We start from the raw sequence: 15446 nt of genomic DNA on the forward strand, positions 1-15446 counted from the left end.
CACCTCGAATGCGGCGACGCCATGGTCTACTGGACCAGGCAGATCGCCGACATGTCAACGGTGGTTTAACATAGAGCACTGGGCTTTTTGTACGAAAACGCCACTTTTTTGCGGAGGAATTGTATACGACTCCACAAATAGCATGAAATTGGGGAGTAACTCGCGTTGCTTTGGGATTGCTTGCGACACTTTCGGGACAGTTAACACTACCAAGTGGCCAAATTCACTGTTCCTCCATAACTTATTGGCGATTTCGTACAAGAAGTGAAGCAGCAAGGACAGTTGAGAAGACAGCGGCTAGTTCGCTCGGGACCCAGCACTCAAGGTTCGGTCCGGCTGGGGTCTGGCTCAGCTGGGACCTGGTCAAACTGAGAGTCGGCTCAATAGGGACCTGGTTTAGCCAAGAGTCGGCTCATCCAGGGCTCGGTCCAACCGCGGATTGGCTCATTCGGGACCCGCTCAACCGGGGCGGCTCATTCAGGTGCATTTCAGGGAAGGGTGCCATCATGCGAGCCATCGAAGAAATCTATCCAGATGGAGGCGGTTACCATGAAGAAACATCATCTCGAGGTTGCGGGTTTTACGGCTGCTGCAGCGTTGGCGTTTTCGCTTGCAGGCTGCGCAGGGCAAAGCGGTAATTCCGCGAACACGGCATCGGTGGTCACCTCGTCGTCCACCGAGCAGTCGGGCGCCTCGGCGAGCGCGTCCTTCGCCGAAGCGGCGGCGCTCGACCTTTCGTCCCAAAGACTTGCCGACACGGACATCACGACAAGCGAGTCGTACAGCGACGCAACCGGCGGCGGGCACGCAATCACGGCTGACGGCGCTTCAGCCCAGTACGCGGGCGCGACCGTGGAGAAAACCGGCGACTCCAGCGGCGACGAGGCCGATTTCTACGGCGAAAATGCCAGCGTGTTTGCCGCCAATGGAGCGACGCTCGATCTGTCGGACCTCATCGTGGGAAGCGACGGCACGCATGCGAACGGTGTGTTCTCCTACGGCTCGGGCACGACGGTGAATATCTCGCACTCCATCATTCGCACGGCGGACAACTGCTCGGGCGGCCTTATGACCACTGGAGGGGCAACGATGAACGCTACCGACGTGACTGCCGAAACCCAGGGCAATTCCTCCGCGGCCATTCGCTCGGATCGCGGCGGCGGCGACGTGAACGTGTCCGGCGGCTATTTCACCACCGAGGGTGTGGGTTCGCCCGTCATCTATTCCACGGCGGACATCGCGGTCGAGGGCGCTTATCTGCAATCGGGCTCGTCTCAGGGCGTGGTGGTGGAAGGCAAGAACTCCGTGTCGCTGACGGGATGCCAGCTTATCGCGTCGAACACGTCGAAGAACAGCGACAAGTCCGACTATTATCAAGCGGTGATGATCTACCAATCCATGTCAGGCGACGCGAGCCAGGGCACGGCGGAATTTTCCCTGGATGGCAGCTCGCTCACCAATCAGAACGGCGACATCTTCTTTGTAAACAACACGTCGTGCGAGATTGATTTTACCAGTTCGACAATTGTGAACAACGACGAGTCGGGCGTGTTTTTGCGCGCTGCGGCTGCCGGGTGGGGATCGCAGGGCAACAACGGCGGCAAGGTGAATCTGCGCGCATCTGACCAGGTCATCGATGGGGACATGCTCATCGACGACGTGTCGGCGCTCAACCTGTATCTAAACGACGGGTCGACTTTTACCGGTGCCGTCAACCCGACGGGGCAGCAGGGCGACGTGTACGTGGAACTCGATGCGAACAGCACCTGGACGCTTACGGACGATTCGTACGTCACGAGCCTGACCTGCGTGCAGGGCTCCATCAATCTCAACGGGCACAAGCTATACGTGAATGGCGTGGAATACGACGGCGAAAGCGCCGTTGCCGGCTCGGCTGTTGACACGTCGAGCAGCGCATCGGGGTCGACGGATGGGCAGCCGGGCGCAGCGCCCGAGGCTCCCGGCGATAGCAACGGGCCGAGCGGCAACGGTGGGGCCACGCCGCCGAGCAAGCCTGGGGAATAGGGACGAAGCGCTGAAGAATAAACGCTGCTCGGTTGGGAAGGCGTCTAACCGGGTAGCTTGTCGGGGGCGCTACCCGGCGCGATCCGCCTGGTAGGGCGAACTGCCCGAAAGATGCGAACCGCCTGGTTGGCGAGTTAACCAGGCGGTTTTCGCTGCGTTAGAAAAGCGCGTTATAGGCGTTGTCGTCCACTGGCTCGAGCCACTCGTTGCTTGCGTTCTCGCCAGGGTACTCGAAGGCGAGGTGGCTGAACCAGCTATCCGCCGCGGCGCCGTGCCAGTGCTTGACGTTTGCGGGAATCTCCACGACGTCGCCGGGACGCAGGCGCTCGGCGGGCTTTCCGTCTTCCTGATACCAGCCTTCGCCATCCACGCAGATGAGCACTTGTCCGCCACCTTTGCTCGCATGGTGGATATGCCAGTTGTTGCGGCAGCCTGGCTCGAAGGTCACGTTGAAGATTGCCAGGTAGTCATCGGGCCTGGTGAGCACGTTGAGGTAGCTTTGGCCGATGAAGTACTGCGCGAAGGCGTCGTTGGGCTTGCCCAGGCCGAAGAAGCCGCCGTGCGACTCGGGGCTGCCGCCGTCCGCACTCTTGTCGCTGCCGCCACTCGCGCTGTCGCCCTCAACATCCGCGCCGTCCGCCCCGTCTTCCGCGTACACTTCCTTCGCCATGTTGAATGCCGCCCACGCGTTGGGCCAGCCGGCGTAGAAAGCGATATGGGTGAGGATCTCGGCCATCTCTTCTTGCGTGACGCCGTTCTTCTTGGCGCTCGCCAGGTGATATTTCAGCGAGCTGTCGACGATGCCCTTCCCGATGAGGGCGCTTACGGTGACGATGCTGCGCAGTTTGAGCGGCAGCTTGTCCTCGCGACTCCACACTTCCCCGAAGAGAATGTCGTCGTTGAGGTGGGCGAACTCGGGCGCGAACTCACCGAGCGCGTCGTGTCCTGCAGTTTGTTTGATAGCCATTGGGGGCTCCCTTCCCGTCTTTTTTTGCAACTGATGAATGACGGCAAGGGGAAACCTTCCGTCATTCGCGATTGCACTTTGCGATCGGCTGCTACTCTGTTGCGAGGCTCTTGCGCAAGACGTCGAGGACCTCAACGCGGGTGAGCGTGCGGTAGCCGCCCGTCATCGTGAGGGTTACGTCGGCGATGGCGTCGAGGCTCGACTCGTCGGCGCCCAGCTCGCGGATGCTCATCACGCAGCCGATTTCGCGCATCCAGTCTTCCATGGCGCTAAGGCCTGCCGCTGCGAGTTCCTCATCGGTTTTGCCCTCGGCGTCGATGCCCCATACGTTCGTGGCGAAGCGCGCGAATTTCTCCAGGCCATACGGCATGATCAGGCGGTAATAGGGAAGCGCCACGGAGGAAAGCGTCATGCCGTGCGTGGCGTCGGTGACGGCGCCCACTGCCTGGCCGATCATGTGGACCTCCCAGTCCTGCGTCTTGCCGCAGCCCACAAGGGTGTTGAGCGCCCAGGTCGCCGTCCACATGATGTTCGAGCGCGCCTCGTAGTTCGTCGGGTCGGCCACGGCGGCGCGGCTTGCGGCAATAAGGCTGCGCATGAGGCCTTCGGCCAGGTAGTCGCTCGTGTTGTCGTCGGCGCCGCTGAAGTACTGCTCGGTGATGTGGTTCATGATGTCGAAGATGCCCGCGACCATCTGATAGCGCGGCACCGTGTAGGTGAACTCGGGGTTCAGCACGGCGAAGCGCGGCGAGACGCGTTCGTCGGTGAAAACGTGGCCGATCTTCCGGCCGAGCTCTCGGTTGGTGATGACCGAGCCGCGATTCATTTCAGAGCCGGTGCCCACCATAGTGAGAACCGATCCCACGGGCACGACCTCTCTATCCGCCGCGGGCTCTTCGAAGCGATCGAAGTAGACGTCCCAGGGGTCTTCGCCTGCGGGCAGGTTCTTAGAAACTGCGACCGCCTTCGCGTAATCCACGCATGAGCCGCCGCCCACGGCAAGGATGAAATCGACGTCGTTGTCGCGGGCGATTTGCGCGCCACAGCGAAGCTTCTCGATGGTGGGGTTCGGCATGACGCCGCCGTCTTCGACGATGGTTTTACCTGCTGCCGAAAGTGCCTCGACGACTTGGCCGTAAACGCCGAATCTCCTGATGGAGCCGCCGCCGTAGACGAGCTGGATGGTGTTGTAGGGGGCGAGCTCCGCCGCGAGCGAGGCCAGGGCGTCCTTGCCGAAGATGAGCTTGGTGGGGTTGTGGTAGGTGAAGTTTCCGAGCATGGTTTCCCTTTCGCTTTTCGGGCTGCATTTGGTATGATGTTGGCACCCTAATACCTGAACCTCACTTTAGGTCAAGATATTTTGGAAGGAATTTACTATGTATTCAATCGGACAGGTTTCGGAGTTGTTCGACATCCCCGTATCGACGTTGCGCTACTACGATAAAGAGGGGCTCTTTCCTCGCCTGGAGCGCTCGAACGGCATCCGTCGCTTCGGCGAGCAGGAGTTGGAGCTGCTTCGCATCATCGATTGTTTGAAGAAGACGGGGCTCGAGATCAAGGATATCAAGCGCTTCGTCGAAATGGTTCAAGAGGGGCCGTCGACCTATGGCGAGCGAAGGGAACTGTTCGAGGCGCGCAAGGTCCAGGCCGAGCAGGAAATCGAGCGCATGCAGAAGGCGCTCGCCATGGTGGAATTCAAGTGCTGGTACTACGAGACGGCGCAAAAAGATGGCGGGGAAGAGCGCCTTTGGGAGATGATTCCCGATGGGCTGCCGAAGGATATCAGGAAGCTCTACGACCTGGCCCATTCGTAGGTGCCCGCCCGCGAGCAGGTGCTGGCTGCCGGTTTGATGTCGCAAGTGAGCGTCGTCGATCGGCCCGGCGCACGCTCGCGGGCGCCAGCGGCTGGCTTGAAGCCGCAAGCGAACGCCGGCGGTCGGTCTGAAGGCGCAAGTGGATACGGGCCGCCGCATCGGGCGCGCCCCTTCTTCCTGGCGCAACGCTAGATTAAGGAAATCATGCATAATATCGACCATATCGAGGTGCGCGGTGCGCGCGTGCACAATTTGAAGAACGTGAACGTGGACATCCCGCTTGGCAAGCTTGTGGGCATCGCGGGCGTATCGGGTTCGGGCAAAAGCTCGCTCGCGCTCGGCGTGCTGTATGCCGAAGGATCGCGCCGTTATTTGGAGGCGCTTTCCACCTACACGCGTCGACGCATCGCCCAGGCGGGCAAGGCGTCGGTTGACGACGTGCGCTTCGTTCCCGCTGCACTCGCGCTGCATCAGCGTCCGGCGGTTCCCGGCGTGCGTTCCACGTTCGGCACCTCGAGCGAACTTTTGAACAGCCTGCGGCTTCTCTTCTCGCGCGTGGGCAGCCACGTGTGCCCGAACTGCGGAAAGCACGTGCCGCCAAGCTTGAACGTCGCTGCTGACCTGGCGATTTCCTGCCCGCACTGCGGATGCGGGTTCTTCGGCCCCGGTGCCGAGCAGCTTGCCTTCAACAGCGAGGGCGCTTGCCCCACTTGCGGCGGCACTGGGATTGCGCGTACGGTGAACCGCGCCGCGCTCGTACCCGATGAGAGCAAGACCATCGACGACGGCGCTGTGGTGGTGTGGGGCTCGCTCATGTGGGACCTCATGAAACAAGTGTGCGGCGCCATGGGCGTGCGCACAGACGTGCCGTTTTGCGAACTTTCGCCCGCCGAGCGCGACATCGTGTTCAACGGCCCGGCAGAGAAACGCCACATCCTGTACAAGGCGAAGAAGGGCGAGAGCTTTGCCGAGCTCGATTTCACCTATTACAACGCCGTGCGCACCGTGGAGAACTCGCTTGCGAAGGCGAAGGACGAGAAGGGGTTGCGCCGCGTTGCGAAGTACCTGACGGAGGGCCCCTGTCCCGATTGCGGTGGCACGCGCCTCTCGGGGGCCGCTCGCGGGCCGCTTGTGCGCGGCATCAACCTGGCGCAGGCGACGAAAATGACGCTTGACGAGGCGGTTTCGTGGGTGGAAGGCGTGCCGGGGAGCCTTCCTAAAGAGATGCGTCCCATGGCGAAATCCATCTGCGAATCGTTTACGGGCACTGCTCGGCGCTTGCTGGAGCTGGGCTTGGGCTATCTCTCGCTTGACCGTGCGGGCGCCACGCTTTCCACGGGGGAGCGCCAGCGCGTGCAGCTTGCGCGTTCGGTGAGGAACCGAACAACCGGCGTGCTCTACGTGATGGACGAGCCCTCCATCGGCTTGCACCCCGCCAACATCGACGGCCTTTTGGGTGTGATGCGCGACCTGATCGCCGACGGCAATTCCGTGGTGATGGTCGATCACGACACGCGCATCCTGCGTGCTGCCGACCATTTGGTAGAGATGGGGCCCGCTGCGGGTGCGGACGGTGGCACTGTGGTTTCCCAGGGGTCGGTTGTCGAGGTTGCTCACGATTCGGCTTCAATCATAGGGCCCTTCCTTTCTGGTGCGGCGCGCGTGGCGGCACGTCCGCGAGCCCAGGCAGGCGAGATGTTCGATTTGGGACGGATCCATCTGGAGTCGAGTGGGCTGCATACCGTGAAACCGTTCTCCATCGACATCCCCCGAGGTCGTCTTATCGCCGTGACGGGCGTGTCGGGTTCGGGCAAGACGACGCTCGTGCTGGAAACGCTCATCCCCGCGCTTGCTCGGGCGGCGGCGGGCGAGGCGCTTCCCGATCATGTGACGGCGCTTGACGCGGATGGCATCCATCGTGCGAACCTGATCGACGCGACCCCGATTGGGATCAACGTCCGTTCGACCGTGGCGACGTATTGCGGCGCGCTCGATGACCTGCGCCGCGCCTATGCGCGCACAGAAGCGGCGAAGGCGGCGGGCATGAAGGCGGGCGACTTCTCGTACAACACGGGAAGCCTGCGCTGCGCTACCTGCGACGGCACGGGGCAGATTTCCCTCGACGTGCAGTTTTTGCCCGATGTCGACATCGCCTGCCCCGATTGCCGTGGCTCGCGCTATAGTGCCGACGCCGAGGGCATTCGCCGCCCCGAGAAGGGTGCGCCCGAGGGCCAGGGGCTTAGCCTCCCGCAGCTGCTTTCGCTCTCGGTTGACGAGGCACTTTCGCACGTTGCCGATATCAAGAAGGCGCACGAGAAGCTGCAAACGCTGCATGACCTGGGGCTGGGGTACCTCACGCTCGGAGAGGCCACGCCCGCGCTTTCTGGCGGCGAAGCGCAGCGCTTAAAGCTCGCAAGCGAAATGGGCCGGGGGCAGGAAGACGCCGTGTTCGTGTTCGATGAGCCGACCATCGGCCTGCACCCGCGTGATGTGGAGACGCTGCTCGGCGTGTTCGAGCGGCTCGTGGAGAAGGGGGCGACCGTGGTGGTGGTCGAGCACGACCTCGACTTCATCGCGAATGCCGATTATGTGATCGACATGGGGCCGCACGGTGGAAAGGCCGGTGGGCGCATCGTCGCCTGCGGGACGCCTGAGGAAATCGCTGCGAACCCGGAAAGCATCACCGGTCGCTACCTTGAGCTTTAGCGGATTTCTTACCTATATGTATGATCTTTCCAATTACACGAAAGTCTTACCCATACGTAAGAATTTCACAGATTGGTGCATATGCCCCGTAAGACGCAGGAAGGCCCCGGCAGTCCGCATGCCAGGGCCTTCCCATAGCGCTTGCTTGCGGGTTTATCCCTCGCTGTTCGCAATCGCCCGATCGATGAGCTTGCTGAGCGTTTTCTGCTGCTCGGGGGACGTGATCGCGCCGACGATCGGGTCGCCCACGATGTTGCCGTTCTTGTCGACGACGTAGGTGGTCGGATACGAGAACAGCTCGGAGGTGAACTTGCCGGCTTCGCTGCTCGACGCGAACCAGATGTTTTTGTACGTGATGTTCTTCTTCGAGAGGATGTCCTTCGCCTCGGAAATTGCGGTCGCGTCGCCGTCGAGCGTGAAGGAGTTGACGCCCACGACCTGGCCGCCCTTGCTGGAGAGTTCCTTGTTGAGCGCTTCCAAATCGCCCAACTCGCCCACGCATGGCTTGCAGGTGGTGAACCAGAAGTTGACCACGGTCACCTTGTTGCTCGAGAAGAGCTTGTCGCTGGTCACCTCGTTGCCGTCAAGGTCTTTCCCTTGGAAGCTCGGGAACTTGCTGGCACTGGCAGCGGCGCCAGCGCTGCTCGGCATGCCAGCGCTCGACGCGTCGACGCTTTCCCCTGAGCCTGGGGAGCTACCACATCCGGGGAAGTCCTTCTCGAGGGCCGTAAGCTTGTCCTCGATTTCCTTGACCTGCTGGGCTCCGGCCTTGAGCTTCTTCAGCTCCTCGGCCGAGAACTGGTCTTTGGTGCCCTCGATCGTGTCGAGGAGGAAGTCGCCGTAGTTTTTGCCGTCCTCGATCATCGGCATATCCTTGTTCGCCGCCAGGAACACTTTCTCCCACAGCTTCGAGTCGCCAGAGAGGATCTCGTTTTCCTTCTGCATGAGCTTTTGATGCAGCTCGGTCGCCTCCTCGGTGTTCTTCGGCTGCGTTGCCAGCAAAGCCGCGATATCGGTGTTGCCGCTTGTGGAGTCGGCCTCGCTTTCCTTAGGGGACGAACAGGCTGCAAGGGCGAATACCAGCAGGGAGGCTACCAGCGCCACTGCAATTTTCGTTAGTTTCATAATCATTCCTCCATTTGCAATCGTTTGTATTGCTTGTCGTTTTCTCGATTTGTCAGCTCTTCTCGCACTGCGGCTTTGGTTGCTTTTCCGGCAAGCTCAGGTCGTAGCTGAAGCCGATAGCGTCGGTCGGACATGCTCCTATGCACTTGCCGCAGCGGATGCACTCGGTGTGATTGGGCGATTCCGTGACCTTGACGTCCATCTTGCACGTCTTCGCGCATGTGCCGCACGAGATGCATCGGTGCTGGTCAACTTTAATTCCAAGCAGGGATACCTTGTTCATGAGCGCGTAGAGTGCGCCGAGCGGGCAGACCCATTTGCAAAACGGGCGGTAGATGAGCACGCTTAAGGCGACCACCGCGATCAGAACGGCAAGCTTCCAGGTGAACAGCGCTCCTAATGCGGAGCGTATGCCGGTATCGACGATGGCGAGCGGGATCGCGCCTTCGAGCACTCCCTGCGGGCAGACGTACTTGCAGAAGATCGGGTCGCCCATTCCGACATCGTTGACCAGCAGCGCTGGCAGCAACACCACGGTGAGCAGCAGCACGACGTACTTCAGGTACCTAAGTGGTTTGAGTCTCCTTGTGGACAGCTTTTTGCCGGGGATTTTGTTCAGCAGTTCCTGCAGCCAGCCGAACGGGCAGAGAAATCCGCACACGAAGCGCCCTAGCAGCACACCGACAAGGATCAAAAACCCGGTCACGTAGTACGAGAAGCTGAACTTCGACGAACCCACTATCGCTTGGAACGACCCGATGGGGCAGGCACCTGTGGCCGCGGGGCAGGAATAGCAGTTCAGGCCGGGTACGCAGACCGCCTTGCCCTGCCCCTGATAGATAGTGCCCTTAAAGAAGTTCGGCAGGTGGATGTTGGTAAGCAGCGTCGCGCCCGCTTGGATCCAGCCGCGGAAGCGACTCAAGAGGTGCGATACGGGGTTTCTTCTCTTATCCAATTCCGATGCACTCCAAGCACAGTCGAATCGCCTTGGCCAACACGGCGTCTGCCTCGCCCCGCATCGCGCCGAAGCACACCATGGCCACCCCGGCTGCCAACAAGGCGACTTGCGCCGCGGGCTTTATCGCTTTGAACAATTCTCTCGCTCCTTTCGGGAGATATGAGCCGATTCCTTCCGTTGCGCGTCTCATTGGAACATATCGCTTATAAAATCCGTGTTAAGAGAGACGGCGCCCGTGTGAGGAGGCCCGAATGCGAATTTTGGTTGTGGAAGATGAGCGGTCGCTGTGCGATGCGATCGCGCGCAGCTTGAGACGCCTTGCGTACAGTGTCGACTGCTGCCACGATGGGCGAGAGGCGCTCGACCTGCTTGCCTTTGAGAGCTTCGATCTTGTTGTGCTCGATTTGAACCTTCCCGGGGCGGATGGCATGACGGTGCTTAGGGACCTGCGAGAATCCGACTCGGAGACCAAGGTGCTCGTCCTTTCGGCGCGCGGCGAGGTTTCTGACAAGGTGGCGGGCCTTGATGCGGGCGCCAACGACTACCTGACGAAGCCGTTTCACCTCGAGGAGCTCGCGGCGAGGATACGCGCCCTCACGCTGAGGCGCTTTACGCAAAATGATGTGCTGCTGACCTGCGGAAATCTTACTTTCGACACGAAGGCGCGCCAGGCGGTTGTGGGTGGGGAAGCTTTGTCCCTCACTCGAAAGGAGACAGGGATACTCGAGTACCTGATGCTCAACCAGGGGCGGCCTGTCAGCCAGGAGGAGCTTCTCGAGCATGTATGGGATAGCAGCGTGAACAGCTTCAGCAATTCGATTAGGGTCCATATTTCCTCTTTAAGGAAGAAGCTGCGCGGCGCTTTGGGGCACGACCCTATATGCAACCGCATCGGGGAGGGCTACGTGATGGAGGAGACCGCATGAGAGGGCTCTCGCTACAGTGGCGCATCACGCTGATGACGGCTCTTCTCGTGTGCGTGACGTGTGTGCTCATGAACTGCCTGATCGGGTATTCGGGAATGCGCTACATGGACTCGATCGGCAGCGGCATATCGGCGTGCGCTGACATCGGCGATGGTGCCGCCGCGTCGTTCGACCCCGACAACCGTGAGCTCGACGAAGAGCTCACGATCGTGGTGAGCAACGCGCAGGAATCCTTCAGCGCGACTAATTGGCTGATAACGATTGCAGTGACGCTGCTCGGCGGCGTGCTGGCGTATTTCGTCAGCGGCCACGCGCTAAGGCCGTTGCGGGCTTTCGCGTCGCAGGTCGAGAACGTGCAGCCGTCCAACCTGGCGGACATGAAAATCAGCGAGGACGTGCTTCCCGAGTTCAGGCAGTTCAGCACGTCGTTCAACAGCATGATTGACCGCCTTGACGAGGGCTTCAGCGCGCAGAGGCAGTTCACGGGGAACGCCGCGCACGAGCTGCGGACGCCGCTTGCCCTCATGCAGGCGCAGGTCGAGTTGTTCTCCGCCGAGCACCCCGACGCGGGACCTGAGGAAGCTGCCTTCCTTGGGCTTCTGCAGGAACAGACCGAGAAGATGTCGCAAATGACGAAGACCCTGCTTGAGATGAGTGAGCTTCGCAGCGTGCCCTGTAACGATCGGATCGAGCTGGCGCCGATGGTCGAGGAGGTTCTCACCGACCTTGCCCCGCTTGCCGAGGCGCGGGGTATCGCCCTTGAGCATGATGGGGATGCTCGGCTGATCGGTAGCGATACGCTGATGTATCGGTTGGTGTTCAACCTGGTCGAAAACGCAATTCGATACAGCCGTCCCAACGCGGCGGTCCGCGTTTCCGCCTGCGAGGAGGGCGGGCGCGCTGTTCTGCGGATTGCAGATGGCGGCCCGGGGATTCCCGAGCAGTTCAGGAAGAGCATCTTCCAGCCGTTCTTCCGCGTTGACAAATCTCGCAGTAGGGAATGTGGCGGTGTTGGGCTGGGGCTTTCCCTCGTGTGGGAGATCGCCTCGCTTCACGGTGGCACGGTGGAGGTCGAGGCGAGCTCTGAGGAAGGTACCGTCATGCGCGTTGAGCTTCCCGCTGGGGAGTCCGCCGCGACCACGTGACGCCGCGAGCCTGCAACTGCGTGACGCTTGGGGACCCGCGCCCACCGCGAGTGGATGACCTGCGGACTCGCGCCTGCCACGACCGCGAGACCCGCGCCCGCGTGATGCTCAGGGCCTGCGGCCGCGCGACCGCATGATGCGTGGGCGTTCCCCACCCGCATTTGCCCTATACCGAGCACGCAAGTGAACAAGATGCGGTACGCATTGAGGATGGCTATGATCGATTGGACGCAAGTTGTCACTGATACGATTTCCGGGCTGATTGTCGGAATCATCCTTGCGGTTCTGGGCTACATTTTTATCAACAAGTACACGCAGAGCATCGCTTTCGCGAAAAGAATGTCTGAATACGGCTGCACGAACGCAAGCGTCGACAAGTAGACCAAACGCGAGCTGCGGGAGACGTTTTCCCATGCAAGCGTCATCAAGCTTATGAACGTTTCGGGGCTTCACTTTCTTGAAGCTAATCGCGGCCAGGTCAAAGCCGCATCGGCGAGGTTGCGAGATCAAGTTTCTTTGCTGCCGGCCGGACAGCGAGTTTTTGACGAACATCGAGAACCTCGAGTGCAATACGATCGATTCGCGTGGACTTCCCCTGAGAGGCGAGGGGTCGAAGATAAGCAAGGAGGTCGTGGGCTTGTCATAAGAGTTCGCCGAATCGGGCATGAATGTTCGCTTCTATTCGACCGAGTACCGCTTGCCATACGTGATAGCGGAGTATCCGGAGAGCGGGTTCGCGAAGGGCGCACGGCAGGAGGACGAATACCTGAAGGGCAATGTGAAGGTGTGGCTGACGATGACGCCGCCTCCGTACAAGTCCACCCGCGCGTTCGTTTTGAGGGGGCACCTCAAGCAAAGGGTAACCTATTCTGACGACTTGAACTTCGTCGAGATGATGGAGACGAACTTCGACACAATTTGGGAACACGGGTCGTGCGATGCGAGAAAATGGCTCGACGATAATGGTCTGCTATAAGGGGAAATGATGAAAGAGCTGATATCTGGAGTCAACGAAGCTGCAAGCGAAGGCGACCCCTTGTTTGCGGAATGGCAAGAAAAGCTGAATAGCGCGAACAGGTACATGAAAGAGTGATCGGGGCTGGGCGGGGCTCTCATTGAAGTCGCGGCGCAGCATCCGCTGGTGGAGGGAAGGTACCCGAACCCGGAGTTTTCGGCGCGGCTCGACGCAGCTTACGGCTTGTATGGTGAGCTGCGAAATCGAGGTGTGGCTCCGGTCAAGATTTATGTCCCGGGAAGCATTCGCATGATGGATGGTGTTTGCGACGAGGTGAGCCTCAGCTTGGCTGGGTGCAATTACCTTATCGAGCGCGGCGTTCCCCAGGAGGATCTTTTCGGCGACTCGGAGAATCTGAAGTACAAGGGAAGCCTGGGAGTGTACAACTCCTCGGATGAGTGCTACATGGCGTCGTGCCTGTTCAAAGACGGATCCTTCGGGGAGTTCCACTGCGTGTGCTCTCCCGCCCAGCTGCTTCGCAAGGCTCTAAGTTACATTTCTTTCGGGTGTCTTCCCCTGATGCGCTCCGTTCCTTGCAAGGAAATGTTCCATAGCTACGTCGACGAGGCGTTCTTGTATATCCCGCGGCTTCTTTCCGACGCGAGTGCCTTGCAGGGCGAAGATTCCGCAGAAGCGAACAGGTTGCGGGAGCTCAGAAAGCCAAAAACCACTTAGATAACGCTGGGAAGGGTGCGGACGTCACCTCGGCGGGAGCAAGACTCGGAGTTCGTGGTCATTTGAGCGAGTTGTGCGACGTTTTTTCGTCCGATTCGCCCTTTTCCGATGGGTCGGAGAGCTCTCGTAAACTAAAACCCCAGGTCAGAGAAAAGCAAGTTGAATTATCCTGAAAAATGATAGTGCATAACTCGCTCACTTGACCACGAACTAGGGGAGTTGCTACCCCAGGGGTGGAAATTAGGCGGGAATTGGAGCGCAGGCGGGGCCTTCTTTCCTCGAAATTGGCTCGTCGTGGACAAAAAATGGCGATAGGGACTGCGGCAGGAATCTTGTACCTGCCCGAGCCCATTCTACTGCGCCCGCTGCGCGGCGAACGGCGGGACCGGGTACCCGAGCCTCCTCCTGTGCTCGGCCAGGGTCTCGTAGCGCGCGCGGCCCCCCTCGCGGAACCTCCTGGGCCGCCGCCCGACGTACCACCCCATGTACCCCGACAGCAGCCCCTCGAACTCCTCGCGCCCGACGCCCGCCCACTTCCGGCCGTAGAGGAACTCCTGCTTGAGCGTGCCGAAGAAGCCCTCCGCCCTCGCGTTGTCCGGGCACGTCCCCTTGCGCGACATCGAGCGCGACGCGCCCGCCGCCGCGAGCGCGGACTTCCAGCGCTCCGTCCTGTAGCAGGCCCCGCCGTCCGTGTGGACCACGGGCGCCGAGCCCGCCGGCAGGCAGGCCAGCGCCTCGCGGAGCGACGACGAGCACAGCTCGCCGTCCGGGTGCGCCGAGACCGAGAACCCCACCGGGCAGCCGTCCCAGCAGTCGATGACGGGGCTGAGGTAGGCCTTGAACCCGTTGAGGGAGAACTCCGTCACGTCCGTGACCAGGAGCTCCCCCGGCGCGCCGGCCGAGAAGTCGTGCGCGAGCCTGAAGTCCTCGCCGGCCTCCCTGCGCGCGACGGCGCGCTCGCGGGGGACGTTGGCGGGCCTGCCGCCGTCGACCTCGCCGGCGTAGGAGCTGAAGCGCCGCCCCGCGCGCCGGCCGCGGGCGCTCATCCCGCCCTCGCGCATGGCCCGCCTCACGCGCCTCTCGGGCGCGGGCGCGGGCGGCTCGCCGTCGGCCCCCGCGCGTATGCACGCCGCCACCTTGCGGTAGCCGCACATGCCCCCGAGGGACGCGAACGCGCGGGCGACCCGCGCCGCGGGCGACCCGTCGTCACGGCGCGGGGCGGCGAGAGCGCGCCTCTCGTACTCGTAGGAGCTCTTCGATATCCTCAAGAAGGCCGTCACGCGGCGCAGGCGGAACCCGTAGTCCCTCCTCAACCTCTCTCCCAACTCGGCCTTCTGCCTGTTCGAGAGTTTCGCCGGGTCTCCTGCTTTTGGGTCGCTGAGCATCTCCCTGAGCACCGCGCACTCCATCCTCAGCCGGTCCAGCTCCGCCTCGCGCGGGTCGGGCGCCCCCTTCTCTTCCCCCATCGCAATCGCCTCCGGGGCCATCTTAGCGCGCCGGCGGGCCTCCGCGGCCCATCTCGACACGACCGACCCGGACGGGAGCCCGAGGGCCCTCGCGATCTCGCGGGTCGGCTTGCCGAGGCCGAGCAGCCTCAGCGCCTCGGCCCTGGTCTCCTCGGGGTAGCGGGCGTGCTTGACGCGCTTGCAGGCCCCGGGGACCCTCGGCGCCTCGACCGCCAGGCCCCCGCCGAGGGCCTCCTTCTCCCAGGCCGCGAGCGTCCGGCGGGACGGCACGCCCCACAGCCTGCTCGCGGCGGTCGGGGTCAGCCGCTCCGCCCACATCCTCTTCACGTAGAACACCTTATCCTCGTCTGTATACAATGCAGCCTCCGCTCCGACCAGTTCGACCGGTCCAACTTTTTGCCGCAGTTCCGATATGTGAGGAGTATCAGAAAGCTAACTTCCTTTCGGAAAATCTGACCTGGGAAAATGTTGACAGAAGCGCGAGCGGGCGGTCTTATTCGGCTTCGGCGACTCACATATCGCCTTATTTTGTCCACCGCACCCCGTTCTCTATGTTAAACCACCGCTGACATGGGTGTCCCATCGGCGGCCCTCCCGAAAAGCAGGCTCCCCCTATCATGGGGC

Annotated in this window: 14 protein-coding genes; 8 read left to right on the plus strand and 6 right to left on the minus strand. The window is 61.5% G+C overall.

The features are described 5' to 3' along the window. Positions 1 to 549: 549 nt before the first annotated feature. Positions 550 to 2025 (plus strand): hypothetical protein, encoded by a 1476-nt coding sequence (locus Q0G85_RS09170; RefSeq protein ID WP_297157102.1) that lies wholly within the window; start codon positions 550 to 552, stop codon positions 2023 to 2025. A gap of 157 nt (positions 2026 to 2182) precedes the next feature. Here Q0G85_RS09170 and Q0G85_RS09175 read toward each other — a convergent pair whose 3' ends face one another. Continuing rightward, on the minus strand, positions 2183 to 2992 hold the full coding sequence (locus tag Q0G85_RS09175; RefSeq protein WP_297157105.1) for a carboxymuconolactone decarboxylase family protein: 810 nt from the start codon (positions 2990 to 2992) through the stop codon (positions 2183 to 2185). A gap of 91 nt (positions 2993 to 3083) precedes the next feature. After that, positions 3084 to 4271 (minus strand): iron-containing alcohol dehydrogenase, encoded by a 1188-nt coding sequence (locus Q0G85_RS09180; RefSeq protein ID WP_297157107.1) that lies wholly within the window; start codon positions 4269 to 4271, stop codon positions 3084 to 3086. A 97-nt stretch (positions 4272 to 4368) separates the two neighbouring features. Between Q0G85_RS09180 and Q0G85_RS09185 the strand changes: the two genes are divergently transcribed. Both Q0G85_RS09185 and Q0G85_RS09190 read left to right on the plus strand, forming a co-directional pair. After that, positions 4369 to 4806, plus strand: coding sequence for a MerR family transcriptional regulator (locus Q0G85_RS09185; protein WP_297157110.1), 438 nt, complete (start codon positions 4369 to 4371; stop codon positions 4804 to 4806). 204 nt (positions 4807 to 5010) lie between these two features. Then, complete coding sequence (locus Q0G85_RS09190) at positions 5011 to 7512, plus strand: excinuclease ABC subunit UvrA (RefSeq protein ID WP_297157113.1); 2502 nt, start codon at positions 5011 to 5013, stop codon at positions 7510 to 7512. A gap of 153 nt (positions 7513 to 7665) precedes the next feature. Here the strand turns inward: Q0G85_RS09190 and Q0G85_RS09195 are convergent, their stop codons facing one another. Genes Q0G85_RS09195 through Q0G85_RS10350 form a run of 3 tightly spaced genes read right to left on the minus strand, consistent with a single transcriptional unit; the run spans position 7666 to position 9731 of the window. Further along, a complete protein-coding gene (locus Q0G85_RS09195; protein ID WP_297157116.1) occupies positions 7666 to 8637 on the minus strand; it encodes a TlpA disulfide reductase family protein in 972 nt (323 codons plus the stop codon). A gap of 52 nt (positions 8638 to 8689) precedes the next feature. Next, a complete protein-coding gene (locus Q0G85_RS09200) occupies positions 8690 to 9592 on the minus strand; it encodes a 4Fe-4S binding protein (protein ID WP_297157118.1) in 903 nt (300 codons plus the stop codon). Beyond that, a complete protein-coding gene (locus tag Q0G85_RS10350) occupies positions 9585 to 9731 on the minus strand; it encodes a CD1871A family CXXC motif-containing protein (protein WP_367116889.1) in 147 nt (48 codons plus the stop codon). Before Q0G85_RS10350 ends, Q0G85_RS09200 begins: the two co-directional genes overlap by 8 nt. Positions 9732 to 9846: 115 nt before the next feature. Here Q0G85_RS10350 and Q0G85_RS09205 point away from each other — a divergent pair, with 115 nt between their 5' ends. The 5 genes from Q0G85_RS09205 (at position 9847) to Q0G85_RS09225 (ending at position 13356) form a co-directional block, all read left to right on the plus strand. Next, positions 9847 to 10521: a response regulator transcription factor gene (locus Q0G85_RS09205; RefSeq protein ID WP_297157121.1), complete on the plus strand. Its 675-nt coding sequence runs from the start codon at positions 9847 to 9849 to the stop codon at positions 10519 to 10521. Further along, positions 10518 to 11666 carry a cell wall metabolism sensor histidine kinase WalK gene (locus Q0G85_RS09210; RefSeq protein WP_297157124.1) on the plus strand — a complete coding sequence of 383 codons (1149 nt, stop codon included), beginning with the start codon at positions 10518 to 10520 and terminating at the stop codon, positions 11664 to 11666. Before Q0G85_RS09205 ends, Q0G85_RS09210 begins: the two co-directional genes overlap by 4 nt. A gap of 210 nt (positions 11667 to 11876) precedes the next feature. Then, entirely contained in the window at positions 11877 to 12047 is a 171-nt protein-coding gene (locus Q0G85_RS09215) for a hypothetical protein (protein ID WP_297157126.1), read from the plus strand. A 283-nt stretch (positions 12048 to 12330) separates the two neighbouring features. Next, entirely contained in the window at positions 12331 to 12642 is a 312-nt protein-coding gene (locus tag Q0G85_RS09220; protein ID WP_297157128.1) for a hypothetical protein, read from the plus strand. Between the two features lie 288 nt (positions 12643 to 12930). Further along, the gene (locus tag Q0G85_RS09225) at positions 12931 to 13356 is read left to right on the plus strand and encodes a hypothetical protein (RefSeq protein WP_297157130.1); all 426 of its coding nucleotides are present in this window, start codon (positions 12931 to 12933) and stop codon (positions 13354 to 13356) included. A 353-nt stretch (positions 13357 to 13709) separates the two neighbouring features. On the opposite strand, the gene Q0G85_RS09230 is transcribed toward Q0G85_RS09225, so the two are convergent. Next, complete coding sequence (locus tag Q0G85_RS09230) at positions 13710 to 15179, minus strand: IS3 family transposase (protein ID WP_297157133.1); 1470 nt, start codon at positions 15177 to 15179, stop codon at positions 13710 to 13712. Between the last annotated feature and the right edge of the window lie 267 nt (positions 15180 to 15446).

It is taken from the genome of uncultured Ellagibacter sp., from assembly GCF_934617235.1.
Classification (GTDB): domain Bacteria; phylum Actinomycetota; class Coriobacteriia; order Coriobacteriales; family Eggerthellaceae; genus Ellagibacter.

Bases quoted from the DNA above. Each gene is read 5' to 3' on its own strand.
- Q0G85_RS09170 (WP_297157102.1), top strand. From the start codon at position 550: ATGAAGAAACATCATCTCGAGGTTGCGGGTTTTACGGCTGCTGCAGCG.
- Q0G85_RS09180 (WP_297157107.1), bottom strand. From the start codon at position 4,271: ATGCTCGGAAACTTCACCTACCACAACCCCACCAAGCTCATCTTCGGC.
- Q0G85_RS09225 (WP_297157130.1), top strand. From the start codon at position 12,931: ATGATGGATGGTGTTTGCGACGAGGTGAGCCTCAGCTTGGCTGGGTGC.
- Q0G85_RS09220 (WP_297157128.1), top strand. From the start codon at position 12,331: ATGAATGTTCGCTTCTATTCGACCGAGTACCGCTTGCCATACGTGATA.
- Q0G85_RS09190 (WP_297157113.1), top strand. From the start codon at position 5,011: ATGCATAATATCGACCATATCGAGGTGCGCGGTGCGCGCGTGCACAAT.
- Q0G85_RS09210 (WP_297157124.1), top strand. From the start codon at position 10,518: ATGAGAGGGCTCTCGCTACAGTGGCGCATCACGCTGATGACGGCTCTT.
- Q0G85_RS09205 (WP_297157121.1), top strand. From the start codon at position 9,847: ATGCGAATTTTGGTTGTGGAAGATGAGCGGTCGCTGTGCGATGCGATC.
- Q0G85_RS09215 (WP_297157126.1), top strand. From the start codon at position 11,877: ATGGCTATGATCGATTGGACGCAAGTTGTCACTGATACGATTTCCGGG.
- Q0G85_RS09195 (WP_297157116.1), bottom strand. From the start codon at position 8,637: ATGAAACTAACGAAAATTGCAGTGGCGCTGGTAGCCTCCCTGCTGGTA.
- Q0G85_RS09175 (WP_297157105.1), bottom strand. From the start codon at position 2,992: ATGGCTATCAAACAAACTGCAGGACACGACGCGCTCGGTGAGTTCGCG.
- Q0G85_RS09185 (WP_297157110.1), top strand. From the start codon at position 4,369: ATGTATTCAATCGGACAGGTTTCGGAGTTGTTCGACATCCCCGTATCG.